The organism is bacterium endosymbiont of Bathymodiolus sp. 5 South (assembly GCF_900128535.1).
Lineage (GTDB): Bacteria > Pseudomonadota > Gammaproteobacteria > PS1 > Pseudothioglobaceae > Thiodubiliella.
Map to the genome: position 1 here is coordinate 1 of NZ_FQTR01000182.1, position 3,038 is coordinate 3,038.

The 3,038-nt window shown below is 44.0% G+C and carries 1 protein-coding gene; it reads left to right on the top strand.

Annotated features, from left to right (window positions below):
• Positions 1–269: 269 nt before the first annotated feature.
• Positions 270–3,038 (top strand): galactose-binding domain-containing protein (locus BBROOKSOX_RS09760; RefSeq protein ID WP_180323971.1); only part of this gene is annotated, 2,769 nt, incomplete at its 3' end.

The window sequence follows — 3,038 nt, forward strand, 5'->3', positions numbered from 1 at the left end:
TTGTCTGTGTCAATTCGCTGGGTATTTACCATTGGTTTGTGTAAATAAAAAATGAATTATATGGAAATCTTAAGGCGCTGTAAATGGGGTAGGTAATACAGTGGTGCTCCTTGTTAATAGCTTTAGGTAAAATAGGCTATGAAGTTTGGGGTGTTCTTAAATGCTTATTGGTTGTTTTGTGGGTTTGTATTTTCAGCAGCCTCAATTCTTTAATGTTTATTTTTAACACATTTATAATGCTATAATATTTTTTTAAAGAAGGAAAAATTATGTACACATCATCTCATACTAGTAAATTTTTTAATCGTGTTTTATTAGTAACAGCGTTTCTTACTGCTTTATTTACTACCGTTCACGCCGCTGACATCAATTTGGCTCTTGGAAAATCTGCTACACAATCCAGTACACTTTCATACCACGATATCCTCCCTGTTGCTGGTTATGCAGTGGATGGTAACACTGATGGCTATTTCTTAAATAAGAGCACAACCTATACTAAATACGAACAAGGCGCTTGGTGGCAGGTTGATTTAGGTGGTGCAAAAAATATCAATCAAATCATTATTTACAATCGCACCGATTGCTGTGCAGACAGACTTAGTAACTATCGAGTCAGTATTTCCAATAAAGCAGATTTCAGTACCCACATTTATCAACAAGATTTTCATGATACACCCAAGCCCAAAAAATCCATTAAATTGAGTGCACAAAGCAAACAAGGTCGCTATGTTAGAATTCAGTTACTTGACAAGAACTACCTTTCTTTAGCAGAAGTTCAAGTTATGGGTGTTAATATTTTGAATTCTTTGCGTTTTCCTGAGGTGGATACTTCTAGTGCTCGTAATGATTTTAGTGGACTTTATAATGCGCCATCTTATCCAAATTCATCGGCTTTTGCCACTCTTAAAGACGATGGCTCAATCGTAGTGTGGGGTGACTCAAGGCATGGAGGCATAGATGCACCCACTGGCAGTGGCTATACCAAGATTTATTCAACAGAGTATGCCTTTGCCGCCCTTAAAGCCGATGGCTCAATCACGGTATGGGGTGACTCAGATCGGGGAGGCTCAAACGCACCTGCTGGCAGTGGCTATACCAAGATTTATTCAACTGGGAGTGCCTTTGCCGCCCTTAAAGCCGACGGCTCAATCACGGCGTGGGGTGACTCAAATTATGGAGGCTCAGGTGCACCCGCTGGTAGTGGCTATACCAAGATTTATTCAACTGGGAGTGCCTTTGCCGCCCTTAAAACCGATGGCTCAATCGTAGCATGGGGTGACTCAAATTATGGAGGGTCAGATGCACCTACTGACAAAGGTTACACCAAGATTTATTCAAATGATCTTAGTTTTGCAGCCCTTAAAGCCGACGGCTCAATCACGGCGTGGGGTTATTATTCGCGTTCTGGATACACAGGCGCACCCACTGACAGTGGCTATACCAAGATTTATTCAACTGATGCAGCCTTTGCCGCCCTTAAAGCCGACGGCTCAATCACGGCGTGGGGTGACTCAGGTTTTGGAGGCGCAGGTGCACCCACTGGCAGTGGCTATACTAAGATTTATTCAACTGAGAGTGCCTTTGCCGCCCTTAAAGCCGACGGCTCAATCACGGCGTGGGGTTTTGAAACTAATGAAGACTTAAGTGCACCTACTGACGGCGGCTATACCAAGATTTATTCAAATTCAGTTGCTTTTGCCGCTCTTAAAGCCGACGGCTCAATCACGGCGTGGGGTATGGTGTCGAATGACGCAGACTGGGGAAGCACAGGTGCGCCCGTTGACAAAGGTTACACCAAGATTTATTCAAATTCAGTTGCTTTTGCCGCCCTTAAAGCCGATGGCTCAATCACAGCGTGGGGTAACTCAAGTTCTGGAGGCTCAGGCGCACCCACTGACAGTGGCTATATCAAGATTTATTCAACTTCGGCTGCCTTTGTTGCCCTTAAGGCCGACGGCTCAATCACGGCGTGGGGTGACTCAGGTTTTGGAGGTATTTCACCTATTCACGCCACTAACATCAATCTAGCCCTTGGAAAACCTGCCACACAATCCAGTACATTTCCATACCACTCTATTCTCCCTGTTGCTGGTTATGCAGTGGATGGTAACACTGATGGCTATTTTTTAAATAAGAGTACAACTCATACTAAATACGAACAAGGCGCTTGGTGGCAGGTTGATTTAGGTGAAGAAAAAAATATCAATCAAATCATTATCTACAATCGCACCGATTGCTGTGCAGACAGACTTAGTAACTATCGAGTTAGTATCTCCAATAAAGCAGATTTCAGCACCCACACTTATCAACAAGATTTCCACGGTGCACCTAATCCTAAAAAAAGTATTGAATTAGGTGCAAACGACAAGAAAGGTCGCTATGTTAGAATTCAGTTGCTTGATGATTACTACCTCTCTTTAGCAGAAGTTCAAGTTATGGGTGTTAATATTTTGAATTCTTTGCGTTTTCCTGAGGTGGATTATTCTAGTGCTCGTAATGATTTTGGTGGACTTTATAATGCGCCATCTTATCCAAATTCATCTGCTTTTGCCACTCTTCAAACCGATGGTTCAATCACGGCGTGGGGTGACTCAGATAGTGGAGGCTTAGGTGCACCCGCTGGCAGTGGCTATACCAAGGTTTATTCAAATTATAGTACCTTTGTCGCCCTTAAAGCCGATGGCTCAATCACGGCATGGGATGACTCAAATCGTGGAGGAATAGATGCACCCACTGACAAGAATTATATAGAGATTTATTCTACTGCAACTGCATTTGCCGCCCTTAAAGCCGATGGCTCAGTCACGGCGTGGGGTGACTCAGGTTCTGGAGGCTCAGATGCACCCGCTGGCAGTGGCTATACCAAGATTTATTCAACTGGTACTGCCTTTGCTGCCCTTAAAGCCGATGGCTCAATCAAGGCGTGGGGTTACTCACGTTCTGGAGGCACAGGCGCACCCACTGACAGTGGCTATACCAAGATTTATTCAACTGATTCTGCCTTTGCTGCCCTTAAAGCCGATGGCTCAATCACGGCG